Genomic DNA, 21,798 nt, shown 5'->3' on the forward strand with positions numbered 1-21,798 from the left:
CAAAAAACACTAATGCAAAATGAAGCTTATGGCTAGCATTGATATTTTTTATATTCCATCGCTTGCTTTTTACAATTTATTATAATAAATGTACAGTTACAACTTGACCAGTAAACTTTAGCCTTGAGGAACAAAAATGACCCCCTTTCAGTGGCAAGACCCTTTTTTAATTGATCAACAACTAACCGACGACGAACGCCAAGTACAAGCAGCAGCGCGTTCTTACTGCCAAGATAAATTACAGCCTCGTGTGCTTAAAGGTTTCCGTGAAGAACACTTCGATAAAGAAATCATGACCGAAATGGGCGAAATGGGCTTGCTGGGTGCAACGGTTGCTGAAGAGTATGGTGGTGCAGCTATGGGGCATGTGGCTTATGGCTTAATTGCGCGTGAAGTGGAACGTGTCGATTCTGGTTACCGTTCTGCTATGAGCGTACAGTCTTCTTTGGTTATGCACCCTATTGAAGCTTACGGTTCTGAAGAACAGAAGCACAAATACCTGCCTCAGCTAGCCAGCGGCAAAATGATTGGCTGCTTTGGTCTAACCGAACCTGATCACGGTTCTGACCCAGGCGGTATGTTAACGCGTGCTAAAAAAACTGAAGGCGGCTACCTGTTAACTGGTCAAAAAATGTGGATCACTAACAGCCCTATCGCTGATATCGCCATTGTTTGGGCTAAATCTGATGCCCACGACAACAAAATTAAAGGCTTTATTGTTGAACGTGGTACGGAAGGCTTTAGTACACCAACCATTGAAGGCAAGGTTTCTTTACGTGCCTCAATTACGGGTGAAATTGTTCTTGATAACGCTTTTGTACCTGAAGAAAACCTACTACCCAAGGCTTCTGGCTTAGGCGGTCCTTTTGGTTGCCTTAACAAAGCTCGTTTTGGTATTGCTTGGGGTGTTATTGGTGCAGCAGAATTCTGCTGGCATGCAGCACGACAGTACACGCTAGACCGTAAGCAGTTTGGTCGTCCTTTAGCCGCTACTCAGTTAGTTCAGTTGAAGCTAGCCAATATGCAAACTGAAATTACACTAGGTTTACAGGCAGCACTGCAAGTGGGTCGCTTAATGGATAGCGGTAACTGGGCACCAGAAATGGTTTCTCTAATTAAGCGTAATAACTGTGGCAAGTCTTTGGATATTGCTCGTTTAGCAAGAGATATGCACGGTGGTAACGGTATTTCTGATGAATACGGTGTTATTCGCCACATGGTTAACCTAGAAACAGTGAATACCTATGAAGGCACCCACGATGTTCACGCCCTTATTTTAGGCCGTGCACAAACTGATATTCAGGCGTTCTTTTAAATGCCTGCTCAGCCATTAAAAGGTGTTCGTGTCCTTGATTTGTCCCGCATTTTAGCGGGACCTTGGAGCACTCAACAATTAGCCGACTTGGGTGCTGAGGTTATCAAGATAGAAAAACCCGGCGCGGGGGATGATACCCGCAGCTGGGGACCACCTTGGCTAGAAGGTTCGCAAGAATCGGCTTATTACTTGTCGGCTAATCGCGGCAAACAATCCGTTGCTATCGACATCTCTAAACCTGAAGGGCAAGCATTAATCCATCAGCTATTAGAAGACTGCGATGTATTAGTTGAAAACTTTAAAGTAGGTGGGCTAAAAAAATACGGCTTAGATTACGCCAGCTTAAAAGACAAAAAGCCTGACCTTATCTACTGCTCAATTACTGGTTTTGGGCAAGACGGCCCCTATGCTCACCGTGCTGGCTATGACTTTATGATTCAAGGTATGGGTGGGTTAATGAGTTTAACAGGGTTGCCTGACTCTGAACCAGGCGGTGGCCCAGTAAAAGTAGGCGTGGCTTTTGTGGATGTTTTCACTGGGCTTTATGCTTGCAATGCTATTTTGGCAGCCTTGTTTCAGCGCCAACAAACGGGTGAAGGTACGCATATCGACTTATCCTTGCTTGATGTGCAGGTGGGTGTTTTAGCTAACCAAGGCTTGAACTACCTCACTTCTGGCAAAGTACCACAACGCCTGGGCAATGCTCACCCGAATATTGTTCCCTATCAGGCTTTTGCTACGACAGATGGCTACATTATTTTAGCGGTAGGCAATGATGGTCAGTTTCAACGTTTTTGCAAGGTAGCAGGGCAAGAAGCCTTGGCAACCGATGCACGCTTTACTAGCAATCAGTTAAGGGTTGCTAACCGAGAAGTGCTTATTCCACTATTAAATAAGCTACTTTTAGAACGCACCACGCAAGATTGGCTTGGCGACTTAGAAGCAGTGGGCGTGCCTTGTGGCCCTATTAATAACCTAGAACAGGTTTTTGCAGATCAGCAGGTGCAACATCGCAATCTAGCGTTTGAACTACCTCACCCTCAAGCAGGCAAGGTTTCTTTAGTTAGCAACCCAGTTAGGTTTGATGGCAAAGCACTCAACGCAAAAACCGCACCACCCTTATTGGGCGAGCATACTTTACAACTGCTAAAAGACAAGCTAAAGCTGAGCGAAGAACAGCTTCAAGCTTTAGTGGATAAAGGCATTATTGCGGATAAAAAGCCTAGCTAAACACTAGCTTTTACGCCCTAGCGCCACATCGGTTAGGTGCAATAAAGCCTCTTTGTATTGTGAAGCAGGTAATACCTCTAGGCAGGCTTTCGCTTTTTCTGAACAAAGGCGAGCCTGCTCACGGGTGTAGTCTAGCGCACCCGTTTTATTCACGATTGCCAAGACATCATCTAAAGAATCTAACCCACCTTTGCGTATCGCTTGGCGAATTAATAACGCTTCTGCTTCGGTACCTTGTGCCATAGCGTAAATTAACGGTAGGGTTGCCTTGCCTTCGGCTAGGTCATCGCCCACGTTTTTACCCATGGTTGCGGCATCGCCTTGGTAATCTAGCAAATCATCAATTAACTGAAACGCCAAACCCAACTGAGCGCCATATTCACGCATGGCTTCTTGCTGTTCTAAAGTGGCTTCGGCCAGTACGGCAGCGGTTTGGGTAGCACCTTCAAATAACTTGGCTGTTTTGGCATAAATCACTTCACGGTACTGTTTTTCGCTTACTTTGGGGTTACGCACATTAGTGAGCTGCATTACTTCGCCTTCAGCAAGCACACAAGTTACCTTGGCAAGTATCTCCATAATCCGCATGGAATTAACCCGCACCATCATTTCAAACGAGCGTGAATAAAGAAAATCACCCACTAAAACACAAGACTGATTGCTCCATTGGGTATTAGCCGTTGGGCGACCACGGCGCATACTCGACTCATCCACCACATCATCGTGCAGCAGCGTTGAGGTGTGCATAAATTCAATTAAAGCAGCTAAAAGCAGGTGTTTGTCGCCTTGATAACCCAGCGCACGGGCAGTCAACAAAGCTAAGAGAGGACGTAAGCGTTTACCGCCACTGTCGATTATATGGTGGGCAATTTTTTCTACCAAAGGCACCTGTGAACGGCATTCATTGATAATCAGCTGGTTAACAGCTTCAAAATCATCAGCAACAACAGCGTGCAGCGAGGAACTGGCAGACATGAATTTAACACCCTAAGCGGCTAGTAAGAATAGCTAGGTATCCTAGCAGCCGCTTGGGTGCTGTCAAGCAAAGGCTGGTGTTATTGCACCAGCTCTTTTTCAGTAAAGATACCGTCAAATAGCGGCGTAGAAAGGTAGCGTTCACCTGAGTCAGGCAGAATTACCACAAACATCTTGTCTTTGTATTCAGGTAAAGCAGCTAAACGTAAAGCAGCGGCTGTGGCTGCACCACAAGAAATACCGGCAAGAATACCCTCTTTACTCATTAGTTCACGGGCGGTAGCTATGGCATCTTCGTTACTGACCTGTTCAACACGGTCAACTAAATTTAAATCTAAGTTACCTGGAATAAAGCCAGCGCCCAAGCCTTGTATTTTATGGGGTGCAGGCTTAAGTTCAGCACCCACAAGTTTCTGGCTAATCACTGGGGAATCGGTAGGCTCTACAGCAACACTGGTAATCCCCTTGCCTTGCGTCTTCTTAATATAGCGTGAAATACCAGTGATAGTCCCGCCTGTGCCTACACCGGCAACCAAGACATCAACTTTTCCGTCGGTATCCTGCCAAATTTCTGGGCCAGTGGTTTGCTCGTGAATGGCGGGGTTAGCTGGGTTTTCAAACTGTTGCAGCATAATGTAGCTATCAGGGTTAGCGTCAACCAATTCTTGCGCTTTAGCAATAGCGCCTTTCATGCCTTTAGCTGGTTCAGTCAATTCAATTTCAGCACCTAAAGCTTTAACTAGCTTGCGGCGTTCTAACGACATAGATGAAGGCATGGTTAGAATTAAACGGTAGCCTCTAGCCGCCGCTACAAAAGCAAGTGCAATACCAGTATTACCACTAGTGGGTTCAACTAGAGTAACACCAGGCTTTAATAGGCCGCTGGCTTCGGCAGCATTAATCATGCTAGCACCTATACGGCACTTCACTGAACCGGCTGGGTTACGTGATTCTAACTTGGCATAAACATTACCCGCAGGCCAAAGGTGGGCTAAACGTACTAGTGGCGTGTTACCTATAGTCTGTGAGTTATCATTAAAAACTTTCATGAGTAGCTTCCTTATATCTAAAGTAGGTCAAGGCAAAATCTATTAACCCAGTGTAACCAAATAAATGCTTAAGTCTTAGCTAGACTTGCTATAAGAATATAAAATCTTGTTAGAAAAGCGTTTCAATCTTGCTTGTTATGCCTGCTTGCATTAGAATCACGCGTCCTTTCGTCTGGACGGCTCCCTGCACGAGGGTTACCAAAGTGTTTCCCTTCATCAACAGGTATTAGTAGCCTTTCTGATCCAGAAGAAGTTAAGTAAATGGAGAGCAGCATGTACGCAGTTATTAAATCTGGTGGTAAGCAGTACCGTGTTAAAGAAGGTCAAACCCTTAAGCTAGAGAAGTTAGAAGTTGCAACTGGCGAAACCATTAACTTTGACGAAGTTCTACTAACTTCTGATGGCGAAAACATCCAAGTTGGTGCGCCTTTAGTCGCTGGTGCAAAAGTAACTGCTGAAGTTATTGATCACGGTCGTGGTGATAAAGTAACCATTATCAAATTCCGTCGTCGTAAGCACCACATGAAGCGTCAGGGCCACCGTCAGTGGTATACTGAAGTTAAGATTACTGGTATTTCCGGTTAATTTTCATCCAGAATTTGAGGTAAGACATCATGGCACATAAAAAAGCTGGTGGTAGTACTCGTAACGGTCGCGATTCCGAAAGCAAACGCCTTGGCGTTAAGCTGTTTGGTGGCCAGGTAGTTCAAGGTGGCAACATCATTATTCGTCAGCGCGGTACTAAGTTCCACGCTGGTACAAACGTAGGTGTTGGCAAAGACCACACTTTGTTTGCTAAAACTGAAGGTGTTGTTAAGTTTGAAGTAAAAGGCCCTAAGAGTCGTCGCTTTGTAAGCGTCGTACCAGCCTAATTTACTTCAACAAGTAAGTTATAGTAAGACAAGGCTCTACCAACCGGTGGAGCCTTTTTATATGGGGCATTCTGACCCCAAAGGTAGTACCTAATGCAATTTTTAGATGAAGCAAGAATTACGGTAGTCGCTGGTAAAGGCGGTAATGGCTGCATGAGTTTTCGCCGTGAAAAATACGTCCCTAGAGGCGGCCCAGATGGTGGCGATGGTGGACACGGCGGCACCGTTTACCTAGTGGGCGATGACAGCCTTAATACACTTATCGACTTTCGCTTCCAAAAACATTATCGCGCCGCTAGCGGTGAATCTGGCCGTGGTGGCCAGTGTGCAGGTAAAGCAGGCGAAGACCTTTACATTAAGGTTCCTGTTGGTACCAGCGTTGTTGATGAAGATACCTTAGAAGTAATTGGCGATATTACCGAAAATGGACAACTGCTTTTAGTGGCACAAGGCGGTCATCGTGGTCTGGGCAACATTCACTTTAAATCCTCCACTAACCGTGCGCCTCGCCAAACTACCAAAGGCACAGAAGGGGAAGAGCGCAACCTTAACCTAGAAATGAAGGTTATGGCTGATGTTGGCTTGCTTGGTTTGCCTAATGCGGGTAAATCAACGCTTATTCGTTCTGTTTCTGCTGCCAAACCTAAAGTAGCTGATTACCCTTTTACTACACTAGTACCCAACTTAGGTGTAGTTAAAGTTGGGTTTCATCAGCACTTTGTTATGGCCGATATTCCCGGATTAATTGCCGGTGCTTCTGAAGGTACAGGTTTAGGTTTTAAATTTTTACGTCACCTAACGCGCTGCCGTTTATTGCTGCACGTCATTGATATAGAACCTGTCGATCAATCCGACCCTGTAGAAGCTGCTCGCATTATTGCTAAAGAGCTAGCCAATTACAGCCAAACGCTTGCCGAACGTCCGCGCTGGTTGGTGCTTAACAAACTAGACCTAATGCTAGATGAAGATGCCGAGGCTGTTTGTGAAAAAATTATTAGTGAACTTAACTGGCAAGGCCCAGTTTTCCGCATTAGCGCTATTAGCAACCAAGGTACTGAACGCCTAAGTCAAGCAATCATGACTTGGCTACTAGAGCAGCGTGCCCTTGAAGCCAATGACCCTGAAGCCGCCCAAGCTGAAGAGCAAATTCGTGCCCGTATGGAAGCAGAAGCCGTTGCCCGTGTTGAAGCTTGGCTGAATCGTCGACACAAACGCAAAGCCGTTGATACCGATGAAGATGATGAAGACTTTGACGAAGATGATTACGATGTTGATTTTGAGTATGTGCAATAGCTATGTCGCATGAACGCCAAACCCTAACCCAAAGCCGCCGAGTCCTTGTTAAGATTGGTAGCGCTTTATTAACTAACGATGGCCAAGGGCTAGATGTTGCTGCCATTGAAGGCTGGGTAGCACAAATGGCTAGGCTTAAAGAGCAAGGCCGTGAGCTACTACTTGTCACTTCTGGCTCAGTTGCTGAAGGCATGGTGCGCTTAGGCTGGAAGCAACGCCCAAAAAGTGTTCACGAGCTTCAAGCTGCCGCTGCGGTTGGTCAAATGGGCTTAATTCAAACTTGGGAAACCGCCTTTAAAAAGTACGGCATTAACAGCGCTCAAATTTTGCTTACCCACGATGACCTCTCTAACCGCAAACGCTATTTAAATGCCCGTAGCGCCCTGCGCACTTTGGTTGATTTAGGCGTAGTGCCAATCATTAACGAGAATGACACAGTTGCCACTGACGAAATTCGTTTTGGTGACAACGACACGCTAGGCGCTTTGGTCACCAACCTACTGGAAGTGGATACGCTGGTTTTACTAACCGATCAGCTAGGTTTGTTTGATGCCGACCCACGTGAAAAACCTGATGCCAACCTTATTAGCGAAGGTAGGGCGCAAGACCCTGCACTCTTGGCCGTTGCCGGTGACGGTGGTGCTTTAGGTCGTGGTGGTATGTTCACCAAAGTACGTGCAGCACGTTTAGCCGCTCGCTCAGGCGCTAGAACGGTTATTTTAGGTGGCCGTACTGAACAAGCTTTAACTCGCCTATTTGAAGGTGAAGAGCTAGGCACACTTTTACTGCCCAATGATGAACCCATCACCGCCCGCAAACGCTGGTTAGCCGGTCATTTACAAGAAAAGGGTGTGCTAGTGCTTGATTCAGGTGCCAGTAAAGCTGTGCAACAACAAGGTAAAAGCTTATTACCGGTGGGCGTTAAAGAAGTGCGAGGCCGTTTTGCACGTGGAGAACTAGTGGCTTGTATTGATGAAAACGAACAACGCTTAGCTAAAGGCTTAATTAACTACTCATCTAGTGAAGCACGCTTGTTAGCAGGCCAACCCAGTAACCAGATTGAGCGCATTTTAGGCTATATAGAATCACCAGAGCTTATTCACCGCGACAATCTTGTGGTTATTAAATGAGCAGCCAACAGCCCAACAACCCCTTGCATGGCGTTACCTTAGAGCAGCTAGTCACCCAGCTAGAAAAGCACTATGGCTGGGAAGGCTTGGCAAAGCGTATTAATATCAACTGCTTTAAAAGTGAGCCTTCAGTTAAGTCTAGCTTGAAGTTTTTACGCCGCACACCTTGGGCGCGTGAACAGGTTGAAAAGCTTTATTTAAATACACGCTTTTAGTCACTACCTTTTCTGCTCTTCTCTATGGTAGAATCGCTTTCCCTTTATTTGGGTCTGTTGCTAAGTCTATAGATCAACAAGTTTTTGGGATTTTCTGCTGGATACAACCAGCTTTTACGATCATTGCAAAACTCCAAGGAGTTATCGTGGCCAACATCAAGTCTGCCCAGAAGCGTGCGCTTCAATCCGAAAAACGTCGTCTGCACAACAACAGCCTACGTTCTAAAGTACGTACCAGCATCAAGCGTGTACTTAAAGAAGTACAAACTGGTGACTGGGAAAAAGCTATGGCTGCTTTCCAAGCTGCACAGCCAGTTATTGATCGCATTGCTGACAAGGGTGTTTTCAACAAGAACTGGGCTGCTCGTACTAAGAGCCGTCTGAACGCTCGTGTTAAAGCACTTAAAGCTTCCTAAGTTTTAGGTAGCTAATAGAAAAACCGGCTTTTAGCCGGTTTTTTTACATATAAAGCCGAACCATGACTAAAACTACACCAGTCACACCCAAACAAGACCGTCCTCCTGAGCGCAAAAAACGCAGTTTACTTGGTTCAGGGCTGATCGTTAGTAGCATGACTTTTCTGTCACGAATTTTGGGGTTGGTGCGCGATATAGTCATTGCTTCTTTAGTGGGTGCCGGTGGTGCCGCTGATGCTTTTTTTATTGCCTTTAAAATTCCTAATTTTTTACGCCGTCTCTTTGCAGAAGGTGCGTTTAATCAAGCTTTTATTCCAGTATTAAGTGAATATGCTGAGAAAAAAACCAAAGCCGAACTCCGGCTTTTAATTGATTCTGTCGCTGGCTGCTTAGGCCTATCACTTGTTACCCTAACCTGTTTAGCCATGTTGGCCGCACCCGCTTTGGTCTGGGTATTTGCGCCTGGCTTTGCTAGCGACCCAGCAAAACAAGCCATAACAGCTGATTTGCTACGCCTTACCTTCCCCTATTTATTGCTTATCTCTTTAACCGCCTTCTCTGGCAGCATATTAAATACTTGGGGACGCTTTGCTATTCCAGCCATTACCCCCGTACTTTTAAACCTTAGCTTAATAGGCTGTGCATTATTTTTAACACCTCTGGTTAGCTCTGCTGCTGAAGCACTTGCTTGGGGCGTACTTATTGCTGGTATGGTGCAACTGGCTTTTCAGCTACCTTTTTTAGCTCAAATTGGCTTATTCCCTATTCCACGCCCTAAATGGAAGCATGAGGGGGTTAAGCGTATTCTCAAACTCATGGCACCAGCACTTTTTGGGGTTTCTATTAGTCAAATTAACCTCTTGCTAGACACTCTCTTAGCCTCTTTTTTAGAAGATGGTAGCGTAGGCTGGCTTTATTATGCTGATAGGCTAGTGGAGCTACCCTTGGGAGTATTTGGCATAGCGATAGCAACAATTATTCTGCCTGCCTTGTCACGCCAACATGCCAGCTCCGATGGTGATAAATTTGCTCAATTATTAGATTGGTCGCTGCGTATGGTGCTATTAATTGGCCTGCCTGCAACCCTCGCTTTAGTTATTCTGGCTAAACCTTTATTGATAACTTTGTTTCAATACGGCGCTATGACAGCCACAGATATCGTTATGTCTGCCCAAGCTTTACAGGCTTATGCTTTGGGTTTGTTAGCTTTTATGCTGATTAAAGTGCTAGCACCCGGCTACTTTGCTCGTCAAAACACCCGCACACCCGTAAAAATTGGCATTAAAGCCATGCTAGCCAATATGATTTTTAACCTAATTTTAATTGTGCCTTTAGCGCATGTGGGCTTGGCTTTAGCAACCGCTGCTTCGGCTTTTTTGAATGCAGGCTGGTTGGCTTTGGGGTTAAAAAAAGAAGGCGTTTTACGCTGGTCGCCTGGCTGGGGACGTTATAGTTTGCAACTGGCAACGGCTTTAACTGCAATGGTTTTATTGCTCTTGTGGCTGACACCTCAGGCTACTACTTGGCTAAGCGAAAGCTTAACAGAGAGAGTGGTTCGCCTAGCCATAATAGTTATAGCCGGTGCTGGGACCTACCTAAGCGTATTGTTTTTAGCTGGCATAAGGCTTAAACATTTTAAGCATCAGGAGTAGATGTAAGCTACGCCACTTACAAACGTTTATTTATGTGATCTTTTCAATTCAAGTCAATAAAAACTAAGACTCACCTCGCACTTTTCATCCCAACTACTAGGCTAAAAGATATTCTTGAACAAGGAGCCTAGTTCATGCCTAACAACAGCTACTCACAAGGTTTCACGCTTATAGAGCTATTACTAAGCCTATTATTAACTTCTTTAATGGTGCTAGGTATTGCCCAGTATTTAACGGTTAGCTCCAAAGTTCAATTAACTATCCAGCAAGAAACTCTGGCAGCAAGAACATTGGAAAGCTTACTTCTTCAGGCATATATCAACCCCTCTAGCCAAGAAGACTTTGAGCGTGTTTTTTCTAGTAATAGCTGCCCAACTGGTGCTTTATCTACACAGCTTGATTTTACTCATTGGTGCCAAGCTTTAGTCCAGTTACCTCAGCTAACGCTTACCTCGAACAGCACTTCTTTATCACTAGACTGGCGTGCACCAACAGGCAATAGGAAGTTAGTACGCCCAGCTTTTCAAACGAGGGAGTAAAACACATGCAAAAAGGATTCTCTTTAATCGAAATGCTGGTTGTTAGCTTATTTGGTAGCTTTCTCTTATTGGCTACTAGCCATGCCTTAACAACGCTTATTAAATACCAAACCCAACAGTCTGAATTGCTACGTTTAGCAGAACGTAGCTACCTTGCTGAAATTGCTTTAAAAAATGCCGTTAATAAAGCACAAAGAGTTTTAAAAGCTGGCGAGGCAACGAACAACTACCCTAACTTAAAGCAACTAGACACTTTGTTGGGTTACCCAAAAGACTCAACGATCAATTTTGACCAATTTGCTAGCTCTGACTGGATGTTACTTTCTCACGGACAAAATATAACCCAGCGAAGCCTTTTTCATTTAGATGATAAAACCTATGGCTATGGTCTTGCCTTTCGAGACTTTGAAAAAGATACCTCTCGCTCCGACACGCTAGTTAACCAAGTTGAATTAATGCGTTTAAGATTCTTCTATGAGGACGATAAAACTTGGGTTAAGGGTAATCAAGTAATTGATAGCAATAAAATAAGGGGTGTCCAGTTTGCATTTTTAATTACTTCAAGCCAGCCAATAAAAAAAACCAGCCCTAGTGAGTTTATTTTGTGGGATGAAAAACTGGTTCCGCCAAATGATGGTCATTATCGACAGTTAATAAGTGCCACTGCTCGGACTAGGATGTTGCAATGAAGCAAGTTGCAAAAGATAACCAAGGCTTTGTATTAGTTCCGGTCATTGTATTAATGCTGATTAGCTTATTAATGATTTTAATTGGTGGCAGAGAGCTACAACAAGCCGTGCTGATACACCACTTAAAGCTTTATCAAGACTGTACTCGGCTTGAAATACAGTTAGATTTAAAGGCTAGCCAAACTAATAAAAGCTTCTGCCAAGTTTGCTCTAAAGCAGTGGGCTGCTATGAAGATTAAAAATACTCAACAACTAGGCTTCAATCTTTTAGAAGTCTTACTCGCTTTGCTGGTTGTTAGTTTTTTAATGGGTTTTGCCGTGCCTTCTTACCAACACCTACTAGAGAAACAAAGCCAAACTGCTGAGTTAGCAAGGTTGCAAGCAGTACTTAATCATGCACGTTTAATGGCAAACTTAAAAAATGAAACTTTAAAAATTTGCAATACGAAGGATAGCAAAACTTGTAGCAGTTCAAGAGTTAGTCTAGGTGATTTGCTTATAGTGGTTGATAAAACTCAAGAGCCAGTACATTTTTCACCCGGCACGGGTTACCCAATTGTTCTTCCAAACCACTCATTAAGAATTCACCCTTTACCTACACAACAATCGGGTGGGACACTGCTTGCTTGCACAGGTTTTAGTAAAATTAGATCAAAACCTATTGTTCTTTCACCTACCGGGCGTGTCAGAGTTAGTGATAAAGATGATACTGACTTGGCTGACAAATGCCCTAACTAGCTGTTCGGCTGTTAGTAACCAGCTATCTTCTATATAATCAACTACTCAAATTCTTCTACTCAATAAACCAACCAGAGCCTAAATGGAACTGATTCGCGGCATTCATAACCTACGCAAAGAACACCAAGGCTGTGTAGCTACCATTGGTAACTTTGATGGTGTGCACCTAGGTCATCAACAAATCCTTCAGCAAGTGAGGGAGATAGCTGCACGCCTACGCCAACCAGCAACAGTAATGGTGTTTGAGCCTCAGCCCCGCGAATTTTTTGCCGGTGCAAAAGCGCCACCACGCATTAACAGTTTTCGTGAAAAAGTGGAACGCTTAACCGAGTACGGTGCAGAGCGCATTGTTTGCCTGCAATTTAATAGCCGTTTACGCCAACTCACCGCTGAAGAATTTGTTCAGCAAATTTTGGTCGATGGTTTGGGCATTGCACACCTAGTAGTGGGTGATGACTTCCGTTTTGGCTGTGATAGATCAGGCGACTTTCATTTATTGCAAAAACTAGGGCCAGAAAAAGGCTTTAGCGTTGAGCACACGCAAACTTTTTTAATGGATAATGAGCGGGTTTCTAGCACACGCGTTCGAGAGCAGTTAGTTAAAGGCAATTTAAGTGAAGCCGCTAGGCTGTTAGGCCGCCCACATAAGTTTTCTGGGCGAGTGGTTCACGGTCGCAAACTAGGTCGCACGCTTGGCGTACCTACAGCCAACCTTTTATTAGGTGATCGCAAACCTGCACTGAATGGCGTGTTTAGTGTGTTAGTAAAAATGCCAAACGGATTACCACGCCCAGGCATTGCCAATATAGGACTGCGCCCTACGGTAGATGGCCTAGTTCCAGCGCTAGAAGTGCATTTACTTGGCTTTAATGGCAACCTTTATGGTAAACGCCTTAATGTTTTTGCACTTGCTAAGCTTAGAGACGAACAGAAATTTGATGGTTTAGAAGCACTAACCACCCAAATAAATAAAGACATTACTCAGTGCCGCCAGTTTTTTATGCAGCATAACGCGCAATGGCAGCCCGGCGAATATTGGTTAGCGAGTGATCTAGCTAAACTACTAGCTCCTGCTCCACTAACCCAAGCGCCCCTTTAATTTCCAGTTAACCGCAACCTTGATGACACAATAACCATGACCGATAAGAATACCGACCAATACAAAGCAACCTTAAACCTTCCTGAAACCGCCTTTCCTATGCGTGGCAACTTGCCAACGCGTGAGCCAGAGCGCCTAAAGCAATGGCAGGAAATGGATATTTATGCACGTATGCGTGAACAGGCTAAAGGTCGCCCTACGTTTATTCTTCACGATGGCCCTCCCTATGCCAACGGCGATATTCACATAGGTCATGCGGTTAACAAAATCATTAAAGACTTTATTGTTAAAGCCCGCACCCTAGATGGTTACGATGCGCCCTACGTGCCCGGTTGGGATTGCCACGGCTTGCCGATTGAACACAAGGTTGAAGTAACCCACGGTAAAAACTTGCCTGCCGATAAAGCCCGTGAACTCTGCCGTGACTACGCTGGCGAACAGATTCAAGGCCAGATGCAAGATTTTATTCGTTTAGGCGTGATAGGTGACTGGAAAAAACCTTACCGCACTATGGATTTTGAAAACGAAGCCGGTGAAATTCGTGCGCTAGCAGAAATGGTTAAAGGCGGTTATGTATTTAAAGGCTTAAAGCCAGTGAACTGGTGTTTTGATTGCCGTTCCGCCTTGGCCGAAGCCGAAGTGGAATACGCCGATAAAAAATCCGACGCTATCGACGTTGCCTTTACCTGTAACGACACAGCCGAACTTGCAGCAGCCTTTGGCTTGGCTGAATTAAGCAAGCCAGCGGCAGTGGTTATTTGGACAACTACTCCTTGGACCATTCCTGCTAACCAAGCACTTAACGTTCACCCAGAGTTTGTTTATGCCCTAGTGGATACTGGCGAGCGTTTATTATTGCTGGCCGAAACCTTGGTTGAATCTAGCCTTGTCCGTTACCAGTTAGAAGGTAAGGTGATTGCCACAACTACAGGCGATAAACTAGAAAACATCCGCTTTAAGCACCCTTTTTACGAGCGTTTATCACCAGTATATTTAGCCGATTACGTTGAAGCAGAAATTGGTAGCACGGGCATTGTTCACTCAGCGCCTGCCTATGGCTTAGATGACTTTATCTCTTGCCGTGCGCATGGCATGGAATTTGACGACATTATCAGCCCTGTACAAAGCAACGGTGTTTATTCTGACGATTTAGGTTTTTTTGGCGGCCAGATGATTTGGAAAGCTAACCCACAGATAGTGGCCAAGCTTGCCGAAGTGGGCGCACTGATGAACCACCAAGAAATTACCCACAGCTACATGCACTGCTGGCGACACAAAAGCCCAGTCATTTACCGAGCCACTGCCCAATGGTTTGTGGGTATGGATTTGCCTAGCAAAACCGATGGTAAAACGCTAAGAGAAAAAGCCCTAGCCGGTATTGAACAAACCCAATTTGTACCGGCTTGGGGACAAGCCCGCCTGCATTCGATGATTGCTAACCGCCCAGACTGGTGTATTTCCCGTCAGCGCAGTTGGGGTGTGCCCATTCCTTTCTTTTTACACAAGGCAACTGGTGAACTTCACCCACGCACCACTGAATTAATGGAAGCCGTGGCAGTTAAAGTGGCAGAAAAAGGCATTAATGCTTGGTTCCAAATGGAAGCCAGCGAACTGCTGGGCGAAGAAGCCGCAGACTATGAAAAGGTTACCGATACTTTAGATGTGTGGTTTGATTCAGGCACCACCCATTGGCATGTTTTGCGTGGTTCCCACCCACTAGGTCACCAAGAAGGCCCCCGTGCGGATCTTTACCTAGAAGGTTCTGACCAACACCGTGGCTGGTTCCATTCTTCGCTATTAACTGGCTGCGCTATCGACGGTCATCCGCCTTACCGCCAACTTTTAACCCATGGTTTTACGGTCGATGCTAAAGGCCGCAAAATGTCCAAGTCGATGGGCAACGTAGTCGCGCCCCAGTCGGTTATGGATAAAATGGGTGCGGATATTCTGCGCCTTTGGGTGGCTTCAACCGATTATTCAGGTGAAATGGCCGTTTCTGATGAAATTCTAAAGCGCACTGCCGATTCTTACCGCCGCATTCGTAACACTGCACGTTTCTTGCTTTCTAACCTGAATGGTTTTGACCCAGCCAAAGACTTGTTACCTAAAGATGAATTGCTCGCCCTAGACCGCTGGGCAGTGGATGCCGCTTTACAACTGCAAGAGCGCATTACTAAGGCCTTTGCTGACTACCGCTTCCTAGATGTTTACCAACAGGTGCACCACTTCTGTGTGCGTGAGTTGGGTGGTTTTTACCTAGACATTATCAAAGACCGTCAATACACCATGCAGCAAGACTCACGTGGTCGCCGTTCTTGCCAAACCGCCTTGTTCCACATTGCTGAAGCCTTAACCCGTTGGATTACGCCCATTCTTAGCTTCACCGCTGAAGAAATTAACGAAGCCTTACCAGGGCAGCGTCCCGATTCAGTCTTGCTAACCACTTGGTACGATGGCCTCTATGCACTACCAGCAGAAAGTGATTTAAGCCGTGATTACTGGAACCGTTTAATTGAAGTAAAAGATGCGGTCAACAAATGCTTAGAAGATGCACGTAATGAAAAGCTGGTTAAAGGCTCTTTAAGTGCAGAAGCGATTCTTTATGTTAGTGATGAACTAAAAGCCGACTTAGAACGCCTTGGTGAAGAGTTGCGCTTTGTGTTGCTCACCTCAGAAGTGACTTTAAAGCCACTTGCCGAAGGAGTGGATGCACGCACTACTGACCTAGCCAGCCTGAAGGTTAGTGTTCAAGCCTCTGAAAAAGCCAAGTGTGCGCGCTGCTGGCACCACCGCGAAGACGTAGGCAGCCATGCAGAGCACCCAAGCCTTTGTGGTCGTTGCATTACTAACCTGCCAGAAGGTGAGGGCGAAAGCCGCAGCTATGCCTAATTCAATTAATCAGGAAAGTAAGCAGCAAAACTGGATAAAGCAGGGCTTAAGCAGCCTTGCTTTTCAAAGGCGAAGCCTGCCTTGGCTGTTAATTGCAGTGATTGTTATTGCAATGGATTTAGCCACTAAAGCTTGGGTTACTAGCCATTTTAGTTACGGTCAAAGGCTAGAAGTTTTGCCCGTATTTGATTTGGTATTACTGCACAACACGGGTGCTGCCTTTAGCTTTTTAGCTAACAGTGGCGGCTGGCAACGTTGGTTTTTTGTAGGCATAGCCCTAGTTGCTAGCTTAGTGATTTGGGGCTGGTTAAATCGTTTAAAACCCACAGAAAAAATCACTGCTTTAGCTTTAGCGCTTATTTTAGGTGGTGCCTTAGGCAACCTACACGACCGTTTTTTTTACGGCTATGTAGTCGATTTTTTAGCCTTTCATTGGCAATACCGCTACTTCCCTGCGTTTAACCTTGCTGATAGCGCCATAACGCTAGGAGCAATACTACTTATATGGGAAACATTTTTTGGAGCTAAAGAGAAGTAAGCGTTAATTATTACTAAAACTTTACTTCAGTAAAAGAGTTTAACCAGTTGTTAAATAGCTTACATTTTTGGCGTATTAAACTTAAGCCTATTTCTTGAGAAATCATTAGCCCATGGCGTCTTTTTTTGTAGCTGTAGTTGGTGCAAAGCCGTGTAATAAGCTTTGATGGTGCGTACTCAGGGTTAGTATTGATATGCTCCGGTGTTTCGTATTTTCTTATGATTGATTGTAGTTTCTCTTCTGTGATCTCAATTTTATTGGCCAGTATACTTGGGCTACTAAACAGCAAGGCTTCAAATTCGTGCATTTGAATGTAAGGTATAAAACGCTTTTCTAAATGCTTAACATCGGGTAATTTTTCTTTTAGCTTTTTTGTTGTTGCTGTTTGAAGAATATCAAGCTTAGTTGCAAGTTCCACCTTTTCACCACCAGCTTCTCTTTTACTAATTTCTGCCATACCAGGCCAGTCAGGGTCTAAGCGAAAATAATCAATCATGGTGGTTACTAGCGTAGTATTTTGCTGTTTTAAGTAGTTTCTAATATCCGTAAACATACGGTCAAATTTTATATTGCCGCCCTTATGACCAGACCTACCCACTACCGATGCATTTATGTATATTCCTTGGCTACCAAGCATAGGCGCAACAACTGAGTTTATAAAAGCGCGTTCGCTTGGGCCTTCAACAACCACATTAATTACTAAACTAGTCATAGCTTGGCGCTCCTACAATTACATTTTTACGCCACAACTCGCCTAATGAGTAATCCTCTAGCCAACTGCTAAGGTCATCATTATTTAAACGCTCAAAAATTGAAGCACCCTGCTTTCGGTTAACCACCACCACATCATTAGGTTCAAAGTAATCAACTAACAAGGGCGATTGGGTAGAAATAATTACCTGTGTTCTTTCTGAGGTCGCTTGAATTAACTCAGCTAAAACTTCTATGGCAAAAGGGTGTAAACCCAGCTCTGGCTCATCAATTAAAATAGTGGATGGCAGTTTAGAGCTTGGCTGTAACAGTGCCGTTGCTAAACATATAAAGCGTATAGAACCATCAGATAAATGATAGGGCTGCATGGGGTAATCAGAACCCTTTTGCCGCCAAGTTAAACGCACTTTTTCAGCCTCACCAAATTGGCGTGGCTCCAGTAAAAAATCATCAAAAAAAGGAATTACTAACCTTATATTTTCGACTATTTTTAAATAGTCTGCTTTATAGGTTGCATGGTTTTTTAGGTTTAACAAAAAAGCCGCAATATTAGATGCATCCTGCTCAAGTGCGTTGTGGTGCTCTACAATTTCATAACGGCGCATAGGTGCATTAGCACTGGTGTCGTGAAAGTGATAAACCACCCAGCTAGAAATTGCTTGGTAAACGTAGTAACCAACACCCCGCTCAGTATGTATCCCTGTACGATTTTTGGCATTATTTAATGCACTTTCTAGTGATTGCTCGGCAATGAAATTCCAGTTTCCTAGCTTAAATTTCTGTTCTTCTTCAAGAATTATAAAAGCTTCATCGGCTGTGGTAGCTAACTTAAAGCGGTACTCATTAGCACCAAACTTAAAGTGCATTAAAATTTCACTGGTGGCTTTAGGGCCGTTAAAAAAGAAACCATCAGCAGAGCCATTAGCTAAGGTATAGCCACGTAAATTTTCATCCACCATGGCACGTAACAAACGAAAAACTTCAATAAAGTTACTTTTACCCGCACCATTACCGCCAATTAAGATATTCAAGTTTTCTAGCTTGAATGCTTCTAGTGAGCGAATGGATTTAAAACCAGCGATTGATAAAGCATCTAACTTTCTACTCATGGCTTATTCCACTAGTGGCAATAGTAAAAACCTTGTCTATTTCTAACATTAGTCTGGCTGTTTCTGTTAAAGCGACAATTATTTTTTGGTAATGCTGAATATCATCAAAGCTTAGTTCTCTGCCTTGACGATCTTTTAACCATTTTTGTGCTGGTTGGTAACCACCTATATAAAACTCCCAAGCCTGTAAGGGTACGCTATCAAAGTACTGGTTGTCGTTAATCCAAACCTTGCCTTGTGTATCACTGGTTGCTTCATAGCCGGGGCTAGTTTTGGTAATTTTGCGCTTAACTAGGTTATCGCCACTCATCGGGTATTGGGTGATGGGTGTATCTAAAAGCGGTGATTCCATTAAGTGCAGCAAACGAATTTGGTCGCCTAACTCAACCAACTGCCAGAAATTTTTAGGGTCTGGGTAAGGGATTTTTGGGAAGTCAGTTTTTAAAAACTCTTGGTAAGTTTCACGATAATTGGGGCTATGCAGCACTGCATAGATATAGTCCAAAATATCAATCGGTGTAAATTCAGTTGGCAAGTTGTTACTTGAGTTAAAAGGCTTAAGCAAGCAAGAAGGTACAAAAGATTTTTCTAAGTTTTCAGCCTTAAAAGGCAGGTTTAAGGCTTTTTCAAAAGCTTTGATTTCATCCAAGTTGAGGTTGGGCAGGCGCTCACTGCCATCGTCAGGGTAGAGGTAAAGAGGGAATAAAACACCACCACCACGGTAATAAACATTCAAATCTACAATATGGTTAGATATGAAACATAGGTTCCATGATAAGTTACCAACTGCCTGCCCTTGTCGTCCAACAATAATTGCTGTGTTATCTTTATCAAAAATATGACTCATAAACTTGCCTCTAGGCATACAATGAATCCCTTTTGATGTTCCTGTATAATAAGTAAATCTACTATCAAAAGGGCGGTATAAAATAGAGGTAGTATGTTTTTTGAAGTTTTGCCCAGATTTAATTATATCTTCTTTAGCTAAATGAACTTTCCAGTCCCTAACATCAGGGCCTAGCTTATAATATAGTCTTGCCTCTTCGTTATTTTTAACCATAAAATCAGAAATTGTTTCTTCAACTTTATCCTTAGTATAGTGAATCGTAAACTTGTCCCTAGCAGTAAAACCACCATTAGACTTTTCAATAAATAAATTATTAATTGAGAAATAATCACCATACACTCCTTGAAGCTCAAAATCTTTTGGCACCATAAAGTACATGGGTGCAACATTGGGTATTGCTTGATAAGGCACATCTTTAAAATTATTCTTTTCTAAAAATGCATACTTATCAACTCGCTCACCATAAAGGTCATGGTGGAATATTTGCCCTAAATCGCCCTTCTTTTTAATACGGGAACCATTTTTTACTAATATATTAATACTTACACCTTGCTCAATATCAAAGACATTTTCATCAATTGAGCCATCAGGCGCCGTTTCTTTTTTCTTAGCATTACCGTGTAGGTCTATGGTATAAATTTCATCGTAGGTTTTAAGTAGATTCCAGCGCATACCACGAAAAGTTGGATTATCTAAAAAACCATGTGGATTAATAAAGGCTAAAACACCTTCACCATTTTTTTCAATAAAATGCTGACCAAAACGCATAAATTTAACGTAATCATCATTTATCCATTTAGAGTTACGCTCTTGCAGCTTTTGCTTACCACCCGGCTCTTTTTTATAGTCATCCATTAAAGACATTATCCAGTCGCCTTTACTGGTACTTTCGCCTAGATAAGGCGGATTACCCATAACTACCATTACAGGTGTGTCTTTTTTTACTGTATTGGCTTCACGGGCTTCATCACTTAGCCACTGTGAAAACAGGGTATGCGTATCTGGATGATATTCTTCTAATGAATTAGTAAGAAAAATACGTAAACGGTTATTGAGTGAAGTGCTAGAGCTTGCTTGGTAGCCTGTTTCGCTAAGTAGCATATCTAATTTTAAATGTGCCATAGCATAAGAAGCCATTAACAGCTCAAAGCCATTTAAGCGTGGAATTAAATCTTTTTCTACATAACTAGGCCAAATGCCTTGCATATTTTTAAAGCGGGTTTGATAAAGGTATTTAACAGTTTCGGCTAAAAAAGTTCCTGTACCTGTAGCTGGGTCTAAAATTTGCACCCTATGAACTTCTACTTCTTCTGTTATGGCTTGGCCTTTACTTTTACCTTTAGTAACTTTAGTACCTTGGGCTTCTCGTTTTATAGTGGTTTTACTGTTATCTGCCAAGCCATCTTTTAAATTAAATTTACTTTTTAACACTTCATCTACTGCACGAACAATAAATTTAACCACTGGCTCGGGTGTGTACCAAACTCCCCGTGATTTGCGTAAAGCTGGGTCATATTTAGTTAGGAAGGTTTCATAAAAATGAATGATCGGGTCGGTTTGTGCCGTGCTTTTACCATAGTCGCCTAAAATTTCTTTTACATTGGCGTGGCGAAATACTTCTGCAAGGTTATCTACCGTTGTGGTTATGCGATCATCAATATTGTGGCCAGCAATGGATTGAAAAAGATTACGCAATAAGGGATTAGATTTTGGTATTAAGCGGGCAGCTTCGTTACGGTCGAAGGTTTCTAAAATTGGGTCGTGATAACGAGCTGCAAACATACCATAGGCTAGGGTTTGTGCGTAAAGGTCTGCAAACTGTTGGGGAGTTAAATCATGAATTAACATGGTTTTAAATACTTGAAACTGATTAGTTAGCTCAGTTTGCTGTTCATTTTCTAAGTCTTTATTCAAGGCTTCTTTTAAAATGCTTTCTAGTAACCGTGCTTTACCGGCCATTAGCTCGGCAAGCTTACTGGCATTTTTAATTGCTTGAGTGACTTTAACGGAAAACTCTTTTATTAAGTTTTCAAATTTACTAATAGTATCGCTATCTGCTAGTTCTATTTTATTGGCATTATCAGGTGCAAACTGGCCTAGGCGAATTTCAGCAATCATTTCACCTTCTACAAAAAACTGAAACCACACATAGTCAGTGATAATTAAGTTATCGAGTGCTTTTTTGTAGCGATTAAACTGTTCGTTGTATAGTTTGTGGTTAAGGTTTTTGCCTATGTCTTTGGCTTCTATATAACCAACCGGTATTCCTTGGCGGGTAATAACAAAGTCTGGGTTTCCGCAGTCAGTAATTTGTGACGGTTCATTTGTAATTGTGTGGTTAGGTAGCAAATGACTTAGTAGCTGCTCTAGGTCAGCTCTGAAAGTGTGTTCGCTGGTATGGCCTTGTGCCAAACGGCTGTTAATTTTTTCAATATACTGACTAACATCCATAAACCTTTACCTTTCCTTAATTTTTATAGCGCTTAGTTTAC

At 43.5% G+C, this 21,798-nt stretch carries 21 protein-coding genes; 16 read left to right on the forward strand and 5 right to left on the reverse strand.

The window, feature by feature from the left end:
* The first annotated feature begins 136 nt into the window (after positions 1-136).
* Together H571_RS0103870 and H571_RS0103875 are read left to right on the forward strand one after the other, a co-directional pair.
* The gene (locus H571_RS0103870) at positions 137-1,315 is read left to right on the forward strand and encodes an acyl-CoA dehydrogenase (RefSeq protein ID WP_027848164.1); all 1,179 of its coding nucleotides are present in this window, start codon (positions 137-139) and stop codon (positions 1,313-1,315) included.
* Positions 1,316-2,545, forward strand: coding sequence for a CaiB/BaiF CoA transferase family protein (locus H571_RS0103875; RefSeq protein ID WP_027848165.1), 1,230 nt, complete (start codon positions 1,316-1,318; stop codon positions 2,543-2,545).
* Between the two features lie 3 nt (positions 2,546-2,548).
* On the opposite strand, the gene H571_RS0103880 is transcribed toward H571_RS0103875, so the two are convergent.
* Both H571_RS0103880 and cysK read right to left on the reverse strand, forming a co-directional pair.
* Complete coding sequence (locus H571_RS0103880) at positions 2,549-3,520, reverse strand: polyprenyl synthetase family protein (protein ID WP_027848166.1); 972 nt, start codon at positions 3,518-3,520, stop codon at positions 2,549-2,551.
* Positions 3,521-3,600: 80 nt separating this feature from the next.
* Positions 3,601-4,569: a cysteine synthase A gene (gene cysK, locus H571_RS0103885; protein WP_027848167.1), complete on the reverse strand. Its 969-nt coding sequence runs from the start codon at positions 4,567-4,569 to the stop codon at positions 3,601-3,603.
* Positions 4,570-4,842: 273 nt separating this feature from the next.
* On the opposite strand from cysK, the gene rplU reads away from it, so the two are divergent.
* The 14 genes from rplU (at position 4,843) to lspA (ending at position 16,639) form a co-directional block, all read left to right on the forward strand.
* The gene (rplU, locus tag H571_RS0103890; protein WP_027848168.1) at positions 4,843-5,154 is read left to right on the forward strand and encodes a 50S ribosomal protein L21; all 312 of its coding nucleotides are present in this window, start codon (positions 4,843-4,845) and stop codon (positions 5,152-5,154) included.
* 29 nt (positions 5,155-5,183) lie between these two features.
* A complete protein-coding gene (gene rpmA / locus H571_RS0103895; protein WP_027848169.1) occupies positions 5,184-5,441 on the forward strand; it encodes a 50S ribosomal protein L27 in 258 nt (85 codons plus the stop codon).
* A 93-nt stretch (positions 5,442-5,534) separates the two neighbouring features.
* Positions 5,535-6,734: an Obg family GTPase CgtA gene (gene cgtA / locus H571_RS0103900; RefSeq protein WP_027848170.1), complete on the forward strand. Its 1,200-nt coding sequence runs from the start codon at positions 5,535-5,537 to the stop codon at positions 6,732-6,734.
* Positions 6,735-6,736: 2 nt separating this feature from the next.
* Positions 6,737-7,864, forward strand: a complete 1,128-nt coding sequence (proB, locus tag H571_RS0103905) for a glutamate 5-kinase (RefSeq protein ID WP_036217524.1) — start codon at positions 6,737-6,739, stop codon at positions 7,862-7,864.
* Positions 7,861-8,079 carry a VF530 family protein gene (locus H571_RS0103910; protein ID WP_027848172.1) on the forward strand — a complete coding sequence of 73 codons (219 nt, stop codon included), beginning with the start codon at positions 7,861-7,863 and terminating at the stop codon, positions 8,077-8,079. Before proB ends, H571_RS0103910 begins: the two co-directional genes overlap by 4 nt.
* A gap of 146 nt (positions 8,080-8,225) precedes the next feature.
* A complete protein-coding gene (rpsT, locus tag H571_RS0103915) occupies positions 8,226-8,495 on the forward strand; it encodes a 30S ribosomal protein S20 (RefSeq protein ID WP_027848173.1) in 270 nt (89 codons plus the stop codon).
* Positions 8,496-8,557: 62 nt separating this feature from the next.
* A complete protein-coding gene (gene murJ, locus H571_RS0103920; protein WP_027848174.1) occupies positions 8,558-10,147 on the forward strand; it encodes a murein biosynthesis integral membrane protein MurJ in 1,590 nt (529 codons plus the stop codon).
* Between the two features lie 134 nt (positions 10,148-10,281).
* Positions 10,282-10,686: a prepilin-type N-terminal cleavage/methylation domain-containing protein gene (locus tag H571_RS0103925; protein ID WP_027848175.1), complete on the forward strand. Its 405-nt coding sequence runs from the start codon at positions 10,282-10,284 to the stop codon at positions 10,684-10,686.
* 5 nt (positions 10,687-10,691) lie between these two features.
* Positions 10,692-11,375 carry a type IV pilus modification PilV family protein gene (locus H571_RS0103930; RefSeq protein ID WP_027848176.1) on the forward strand — a complete coding sequence of 228 codons (684 nt, stop codon included), beginning with the start codon at positions 10,692-10,694 and terminating at the stop codon, positions 11,373-11,375.
* Positions 11,372-11,614: a hypothetical protein gene (locus H571_RS0103935; RefSeq protein ID WP_027848177.1), complete on the forward strand. Its 243-nt coding sequence runs from the start codon at positions 11,372-11,374 to the stop codon at positions 11,612-11,614. The genes H571_RS0103930 and H571_RS0103935 overlap by 4 nt, the downstream gene beginning before the upstream one ends.
* Positions 11,604-12,113, forward strand: coding sequence for a prepilin-type N-terminal cleavage/methylation domain-containing protein (locus H571_RS0103940; RefSeq protein ID WP_027848178.1), 510 nt, complete (start codon positions 11,604-11,606; stop codon positions 12,111-12,113). Before H571_RS0103935 ends, H571_RS0103940 begins: the two co-directional genes overlap by 11 nt.
* An 82-nt stretch (positions 12,114-12,195) precedes the next feature.
* Positions 12,196-13,212, forward strand: a complete 1,017-nt coding sequence (gene ribF, locus H571_RS14120; protein WP_084482653.1) for a bifunctional riboflavin kinase/FAD synthetase — start codon at positions 12,196-12,198, stop codon at positions 13,210-13,212.
* 36 nt (positions 13,213-13,248) lie between these two features.
* A complete protein-coding gene (gene ileS / locus H571_RS0103950; protein WP_036217528.1) occupies positions 13,249-16,101 on the forward strand; it encodes an isoleucine--tRNA ligase in 2,853 nt (950 codons plus the stop codon).
* Entirely contained in the window at positions 16,094-16,639 is a 546-nt protein-coding gene (gene lspA, locus H571_RS0103955; protein WP_084482655.1) for a signal peptidase II, read from the forward strand. Before ileS ends, lspA begins: the two co-directional genes overlap by 8 nt.
* 13 nt (positions 16,640-16,652) lie before the next feature.
* Here the strand turns inward: lspA and H571_RS0103960 are convergent, their stop codons facing one another.
* The 3 genes from H571_RS0103960 to H571_RS0103970 are packed head-to-tail and all read right to left on the reverse strand — an operon-like array spanning position 16,653 to position 21,757.
* Positions 16,653-17,351 (reverse strand): DUF4276 family protein, encoded by a 699-nt coding sequence (locus H571_RS0103960; RefSeq protein ID WP_027848181.1) that lies wholly within the window; start codon positions 17,349-17,351, stop codon positions 16,653-16,655.
* The gene (locus H571_RS0103965) at positions 17,344-18,459 is read right to left on the reverse strand and encodes an AAA family ATPase (protein WP_027848182.1); all 1,116 of its coding nucleotides are present in this window, start codon (positions 18,457-18,459) and stop codon (positions 17,344-17,346) included. The genes H571_RS0103960 and H571_RS0103965 overlap by 8 nt, the downstream gene beginning before the upstream one ends.
* The gene (locus H571_RS0103970; RefSeq protein WP_027848183.1) at positions 18,452-21,757 is read right to left on the reverse strand and encodes a type ISP restriction/modification enzyme; all 3,306 of its coding nucleotides are present in this window, start codon (positions 21,755-21,757) and stop codon (positions 18,452-18,454) included. Before H571_RS0103970 ends, H571_RS0103965 begins: the two co-directional genes overlap by 8 nt.
* Between the last annotated feature and the right edge of the window lie 41 nt (positions 21,758-21,798).

The sequence above is a fragment of the Marinospirillum minutulum DSM 6287 genome (genome assembly GCF_000422325.1).
GTDB classification, from domain to species: domain Bacteria; phylum Pseudomonadota; class Gammaproteobacteria; order Pseudomonadales; family Halomonadaceae; genus Marinospirillum; species Marinospirillum minutulum.